5 protein-coding genes and 1 tRNA gene are annotated in these 7,293 nt (G+C 58.4%); 5 read left to right on the top strand and 1 reads right to left on the bottom strand.

Translation table 11 applies throughout. The features are described from left to right. Positions 1–177: 177 nt before the first annotated feature. From ABY948_RS10210 to ABY948_RS10230, 5 genes are all read left to right on the top strand, one after another. Complete coding sequence (locus ABY948_RS10210; RefSeq protein ID WP_461482433.1) at positions 178–2,259, top strand: AsmA family protein; 2,082 nt, start codon at positions 178–180, stop codon at positions 2,257–2,259. Further along, positions 2,259–3,296 (top strand): A/G-specific adenine glycosylase, encoded by a 1,038-nt coding sequence (mutY, locus tag ABY948_RS10215; protein WP_461482434.1) that lies wholly within the window; start codon positions 2,259–2,261, stop codon positions 3,294–3,296. Before ABY948_RS10210 ends, mutY begins: the two co-directional genes overlap by 1 nt. A 16-nt stretch (positions 3,297–3,312) precedes the next feature. Continuing rightward, on the top strand, positions 3,313–3,585 hold the full coding sequence (locus ABY948_RS10220) for an oxidative damage protection protein (RefSeq protein WP_461482435.1): 273 nt from the start codon (positions 3,313–3,315) through the stop codon (positions 3,583–3,585). Positions 3,586–3,667: 82 nt separating this feature from the next. Further along, positions 3,668–3,743 (top strand) — tRNA-Phe (locus tag ABY948_RS10225). A 175-nt stretch (positions 3,744–3,918) separates the two neighbouring features. Continuing rightward, complete coding sequence (locus ABY948_RS10230) at positions 3,919–4,509, top strand: hypothetical protein (RefSeq protein ID WP_461482436.1); 591 nt, start codon at positions 3,919–3,921, stop codon at positions 4,507–4,509. 43 nt (positions 4,510–4,552) lie between these two features. Here ABY948_RS10230 and ABY948_RS10235 read toward each other — a convergent pair. Beyond that, positions 4,553–7,293, bottom strand: a 2,741-nt coding sequence (locus ABY948_RS10235; protein WP_461482437.1) for an EAL domain-containing protein, incomplete at its 5' end; no start/stop codon positions are given.

Consider the following 7,293-nt stretch of genomic DNA (forward strand, 5'->3'; position numbering starts at 1 on the left):
ATTCCACATCCTACCTGCGCGATATTGCGCCCGAATCTGCACTCAGTCTGGAACTGGGCGCACGGTTCAGCTTCTAACTCCCAAGCCCGCAACTATCGCGGGTAAACAAAGCCGGTCATTGCGGGTAACATGATTCCCGCAATGACCGACTTACTAATGGGGAAGGGAGACAACACCATGAAGTTCTTGAAAATTGTATTGCTGGTCGCAGTCGTGCTGCTGGTCGTGGTAATCGGCGGCGTCACCTTTTTACTGATTGGCGTCGATCCCAACAGCTACAAACCGGAACTGGAAAAACTCGCCCGCGACAACGGCGTCGAACTGCGCATGGAAGGCGATCTCGGCTGGTCGTTCTTCCCCAACCTGGCGGTCCACGCTGGCAGCACATCCCTGGCGGGCATTGATGACAGCGCAGGCATCCCCGATGTGCGCTTTAACGAAGCCAACTTTATCCTCGACTGGAAAGCCCTGCTGGCCCGCAAGGTGCGGCTGGCCGCCATCGCCGTGGACGGCGCCGATATTCGCGCCAAAACCGCCGCCGAAGCCGCCAACGTCGCCGCCCTGCCCGGCGCCGCTGCGGCCACCGGCAAGAGCGAGAGCAGCGCATTACCCTTTGAAGTGGCCATCGACAAAATGTCGCTGACCAACAGTCGCATCACCCTGGTCACTCCCGGTGCGCCGGATCGGGTGTTCGAGCAGCTCAATTTCTCCAGTGAAGGACTGAATCTCGACAACAAACCCTTTTCCCTCAGCCTTCAGTTCAGCACCCAGCTGCCGGACCAGCCCAATCCGTTCGCCCTGTCCCTGACCGCAGAGGCAGCACTGCAACTGGAACCGCAACAAATCAGCCTGTCGGATGCCAAGCTGACCCTGAAGGGACTGGACAAGCTGCCCCTCAGCCTCAGTTTTAACGCCCGCTATGACGGCAGCAGCGACAGCCTCCGCATCAGCGACCTGAACGGCAGTCTCGGCTCGGCCAACATCAGCGGCGCGATCAGCGGCGAGAAAATCCAGACCGCCCCGGCCCTCAAGGGCCAACTGTCCCTGCAAAACCTGTTGCTGAAAGAATTGCCCATCGAACCGCCAGAAGGCTTCAGCAAGGTCAACCTCAGCACCGGCTTTGCCGCCTCGGAGCAAGCCGTATCCCTGGACAACCTGAAACTGGCACTCGATGATTTCAATCTCACCGGCAAGCTGGCCATGCAACTGCCCGCCCCCCGGCAACTGGAAATGAGCCTCAATGGCGGCAATCTGGTACTGCCCGCCAGTGAAGCGGCCACCGCGGAACAACAGGCCGCGCTGTTCACCCCGCTATTGGCACCGCTGGCACTACTGGAAGGCGGCAAGGGCCATGTGGAGATCAATCTGGCCAGCGTCACCGCCGACACTCTCCGCGTCGACAAACTGCACCTGAACCTGTTTGCCAACGGCAAGGTGGTGCAGATCAGCGATCTCTCTGGCGACGTCTTTGGCGGCAATTTCAAGGTTGACGCCAAAGCAGACCTGCGCAAGAAAACCCCCGCCGTCACCTTCACCAAGCAGCTGAGCAACATCGACCTGCATCAGGCGCTCACCACCCTCGCCGAACAGCAAGACATCCACGGCCACCTGACCATGGACTTCAGCGGCAGCAGTCAGGGTGATACCAGCGACGCGCTGATGGCCAACATGAACGGCAGCGGCAAGTTCAGCTTCACCGATTTGCAGGTGGACAACATCAACGTCGAGAAGAGCTACTGCGAAATGGCCTCGCTGGTGGAGGGCAAAACCCTCACCGGTCGCAGCTGGCCCAACTACACCCGCTTGCAGGCCATGCAGGGCACCATCCAATGGCGGGATCAGCAGATCAGCCTGCCCGGCTTCACCACCGGCATCGGCAATCTGGCGGTGTCCGGCAACGGCGGCGCCAACCTGGTCAAGGAAAGCTACGACATGTTGATCAGCGCCAAACTCCAGGGTGACACCACCTCGGAAACTGGCTGCACCATCAAAAGCAAAACCGTGCAGAACAAGGCCATTCCATTCCGCTGCACTGGTTCCTTTGCTGAAAATGGCAGCGGCAAGTGCCTGCCGGACAAACAGTTCATCAACCAGCTGATTCAGGGGAAAATCCAGGAAAAACTGTTCGACAAATTCCTCAAGCAGCCTGAAGCCGCACCGGCTACCGATGGCACCACCACCGAGGAAACCGCCCCGGCAGAGCCGGTTGATCCCAAGCAACAACTGATGGAAGGCCTGCTGAAAGGACTGTTCAACTAGTGTCTGACGGATTTGCCAAACGACTGCTGGACTGGTTTGACCACAGCGGTCGCAAGGACCTGCCCTGGCAGCAGGGCATCACGCCCTACCGGGTGTGGGTGTCGGAAATCATGCTGCAGCAGACCCAGGTGGGAACGGTCATTCCCTACTTTGAGCGCTTTATGGCCAGTTACCCGGATGTGCAGTCCCTGGCAGCGGCGGACATCGACCGGGTTCTGCACCACTGGACCGGCCTCGGTTACTACGCCCGCGCCCGCAACCTGCACAAGGCGGCCCAGACTGTGGTGGGAGACTTCAACGGCGTCTTTCCCGATAGCTTAGAAGACTTGCAAACCCTGCCGGGCATCGGCCGCTCCACCGCCGGGGCCATCTGCGCCATTGCCCACCGCAAACGGGCAGCGATACTCGACGGCAACGTCAAACGGGTGCTGGCCCGCTACCACGCCATTGAGGGCTGGCCGGGACTCCGGGACGTCGCGGCACAGCTCTGGCAGTGGGCGGAACAGCACACCCCCGAGGAGCGAGTGGCCGATTACACCCAGGCGATCATGGACCTCGGCGCCACCCTCTGCACCCGCAGCAGACCGGACTGCGATCACTGTCCCATGGCAGAGGATTGCCAGGCGCAGTCGCGGGGTAATCCCGTCGACTTTCCCGGCAAAAAGCCCCGCCGCGAACAACCGGTACGGCAGTGCCTGTTTCTGGTGATTCGCAACCCCGAGGGCGATATTCTGCTGCAACAGCGGCCCGCCAGCGGACTCTGGGGAGGGCTGTGGGTGTTTCCCCAGTGTGACGATGAGGCAGACATCAAAACCACTTGTTCCCGACTCGGCTGCGAGGCTGAAAGCTGGCAGCTGTTGCCGCAGCAGCGTCACAGCTTCAGCCACTTCCATCTCGACTACCAGCCGGCCCTGATTGAAGCCCGGCGAGGTGGTCAAATCATGGATAGTCCCGGCCTAGTCTGGTATAACCCTGCCTCATCACTGGAGGTTGGCACCGCCCAGCCGGTCAGGAAACTCCTGCAACAACTGATGTAATCAAAAAGGTATTCCGATGGCACGCATGGTTCACTGCAAGAAGTTCAACAAGGAACTGGAAGGGCTGGACGCTCCGCCCTTCCCCGGCCCCAAGGGCCAGCACATTTACGACAACGTCTCCAGGCAGGCCTGGCAGGAATGGCTGGAACACCAGACCCGCCTGATCAACGAAAAACACCTCAACATGATGGACCTGACCGCGCGCACCTACCTCGGCGAACAGCGCGACAGGTTCCTCTCCGGGGAGGCCATCGATGAAGCCGAGGGCTACGTGCCGCCCGCGGAATAAATTGCTCGGCGGCCCTTGACGATGCATAAGTGAGAAGGTTTAATACGCGCCTCCTGAGACGGCAAGCGCCCCTCGGGACGATGCCCAGGTAGCTCAGTCGGTAGAGCAGAGGATTGAAAATCCTCGTGTCGGTGGTTCGATTCCGCCCCTGGGCACCATCTTAAAAAGGCCAGCTTACAGCTGGCCTTTTTCATTTCCGGGCTCGGCCAAAGCGACCCGCTGGCATAGAAGCGTTTTTGTAAACGCCCGGCGCTCAAACACGACCCAAGTACCATTGCGCCCTGGCGCCCGTCACCTAAACTTGAATAGAAGACAGCATCCGGGAACGCTGTAATGGCCGCTCTTCCGTTAATCCGTTCAGTTTTTTGGCCCATCGCCTCCCTTCTCCTGTTCGTCTGTCCCCTGATAACCGGAGCGTCCCTGGCTGCGAGCGAGTTTCCGCTCGGCAAAAAATCGATCTACCTGAAAGACAACAACAACGTCGATCACCCCATTGGCAACGTCAAATTTTCCAGCGGGACGGATGGCGCGATTGCCTACAGCCTGAACATTGACACCGAGCGGTTCAAAGACTTCTTTCTGTCAATGAAGGAAATGAAATGTCTGGAAGGCAAGGAGATCTGGTGCTTTATCCCCTACCCCTACCAGCATCCCAGGTCAGTGTCCGCCGATGATTTGCGCTGGCTTGAGCACGACCTGTTGTTTATGTTCAAAACCCCGACGGAATTTGGCGCCAATCTCTGGAACGGCATCTACTACGAGATGGTGGTTGAGGACGAAGTGATTCGCGGCACCGCGCGGGCGATTGACCTCAATTACATTGCCTCACCACCGGATGATCTGTCGACACCGCCCTATACTGAATTGGAAATTGAAGACTTGGAGCCAGCGGCGCGCTGGTTGCCCTATATCGAAATCAGGTAGAAATTCTGCAACTGTTCCCCTATGCCCTGCCGGGACGCACCGTTCATGCCTCGACAGGCGCCCCCACTTCCACCTGCCCTGCCAACGCCTCGGCCAACACCCCCGCCGGGACCGGCTTGTAAAACAGGAATCCCTGTACAAAGTCGCAGCCCAACTGCTTGAGGGTGTCGTGCTGCCCTTCGGTTTCCACGCCTTCTGCGGTCACGGAAATGCCCAGAGCATGGGACATTTTGATGATGGCCTCGACAATGGTCCGGTGCTCGCCGTCGAAATCAATGCCGTCGACGAATTCCCGGTCGACTTTCAGGGTGTGTACCGGCATGCGCATCAACTGGCTGAGGGAGGAATAACCGGTGCCAAAGTCATCCACGGCGAATCTTAACTGCAGCGCCTCCAGGTCGTTGACTACCTGCAGGTTATTGTCGATGTCGGACATCAATGCCGTTTCCGTCACTTCGAGAATAATCTCGTCCGGGTTGACGCCCGTTCGCTCAATGATGTCTCTAAAATTGTTGACCAGCCCCGTATCATCCAGCTGCCTGGTGGATAAATTCACCGACATGGATGGCACCTTGCCCCGGGGAAAAAGTTTTGATCTGCGCACCTGTTCCATACAGGCCTGCTCAAAGACCCAAAGGCCGATCTCCGAGATCAGGCCCTGGCGTTCGGCAATGGGGATGAATACCGCCGGGGAAATCGGATTGCCACTCCTGTTCCAGCGCAGCAGTGCTTCCGTTGAGACGATCTGGCCCGTTTGGGCATCGATAATCGGTTGGTAGACCAGGAACAGTTCATCGTTGGCGATGCAATTGCGCAGGCCATTGGCGATATCGATCTGCAGCTTGTTCTCGTCGCTAATGCTCTGGTCAAATATCCGCCAGCCGTTTCTGCCCTTCTCCTTCACGGTATACATCGCCGCGTCGGCGTGACTGAGCAACTCGGCTGCCGTTGTGACGGCGGAGCTGTCGGCAAAGGCGATGCCGATGCTGATAGTCGCGTAGAAATTCATCTGTGGTTCCGTGAAGCACAACGGCTGCTCGAACGCCCTGACCAGTCGGTCGGCGGTTATCTCCACATCCAGCACATCCACCACGCCGCCGATGATCACCACAAATTCATCGCCGCCAAAGCGACTGACGATCACGCCGGGTGACACACACTCGAGCAGGCGCTTCGAGATAGAAACCAGCAGCTGGTCGCCAACTTCGTGGCCGTAGTTATCGTTGACCAACTTGCAGTTGTCCAGATCGATAAACATCACCGCCACTGCCGTGTTGTGGCTCTCTATCCGCTGCAGCGCGTGACTGAGCCGGCTGGTGATTAAACTTCTATTCGGCAGGCCCGTCAGGGAATCGTGGGTGGCTCGCCACTGCAGATCCATTTCCTCCTTCTTTTTATCGCTGATGTCGAGCAATGTCGCGATGACGCCGACCTCGCCACCCATATCAAATTTGGACAGTGTCGCCAACGCGGGGAAAAAAGAGCCGTCTTTTCGGTAACCGATAATCTCGGCCCGCTTCATCATGCGCTGCTCGACAACGGGGCTGTGTAAGAAGTTGTGTACCTGCTCCTTGTGCGCTTCGCGCAGGTGTGGAGGCAACAGGTGGTGAACCGACAGGCCGAGCAGTTCGGATTTTGGGTAACCAAACTGTCCGCAGGCGTTGATATTGGCCTGGATGATCTTGCCCTGCTCATTGACAGAGATAATGGCGATATCCGAGTAATCCAGGATCAGGTTTTCCAGGTCCGGTTTCAGGCCCGGACTTTCTACCGGCAGCGAGGCAATGTCTCGCTGGCCCTTTAACAGGGCGTAAATGGCGTAATACGCCTTTTCACCGCCGACCAGGGGATAAACGGCGACCCGCCCCGTATACTTCTGCTGGATACTCCAGGCAGTGACCATCAACTTCTTCTGCAAATTATCGAGGTCGGCCCGGGTCTCACACAGGTGGCGGTTCACCCCTTCGAGGAAATGGTTCAATGTCAACAGGCTGGCCGCGTGCATTTTGGTGGAGACAAGCTGTCCGCCCCGTTGCCGGTCGCACTCCGCCACGCCGATAAATTCCCATTCGTTGCCATCGATGTCGTCACCCAGTGAATGAACATCACCCTTGCGCATTTTGGCGGAATGGCGCACCGGGATAACCGGCTTAATGCGACCGAATGCTTTTTCGATGGCGAACGAGCCATCCAGTCGGCATCGGGCCAGGTAGCAGTTGACCTCCGCATGATGGGTCGCCGGGTCCATCCTGACCATCCCCTGGGGGGCTGTCACCAGACTCTGCTCCAGGCCTTCCAGCAACTTCTCGGTGTTGACACTGTTGACGCTATTGGCCGCCTGGGCAAATGCCTTGATGCAGATGTAGACCCCTTCGCCAAAATTGGTGAGCAGTCCGTTGCCCCCGGGGTAAATCCCATCGGCACCCGGGCAGCGGCTCAACCGTTCCAGGTAAGTCCTGTTCTCCGGGGTATCCACGCCCATGAAGTAGGAGTTGCAGGAATAGAAGCCCTGGCGGTGCTCCGGGCGCAGGTGGCTGGCGAGCACTTCGTCAAAATGCCCCATCGCCACGGCCATTTTGTCTTTCAGGCCGTATTCGTTGAAGCGGGTCAGCAGCGCTACCTGGTCGCTGCCGGCAGCATAGGGAATGAAGACATCGGGGGAGGATTTTTCAAGTTTTCGGAACAGCTCGTCAAAATCGCGACTGCCGATGGGAAAGTACTCTTCCCCCACCACTTCGCCACCCAGCCGCACCAGGGTGCGCTTGGCCGCGTCGATGGACCCCC

Origin of the sequence: Porticoccus sp., assembly GCF_041592135.1 — a bacterium.
GTDB lineage: Bacteria > Pseudomonadota > Gammaproteobacteria > Pseudomonadales > Porticoccaceae > Porticoccus.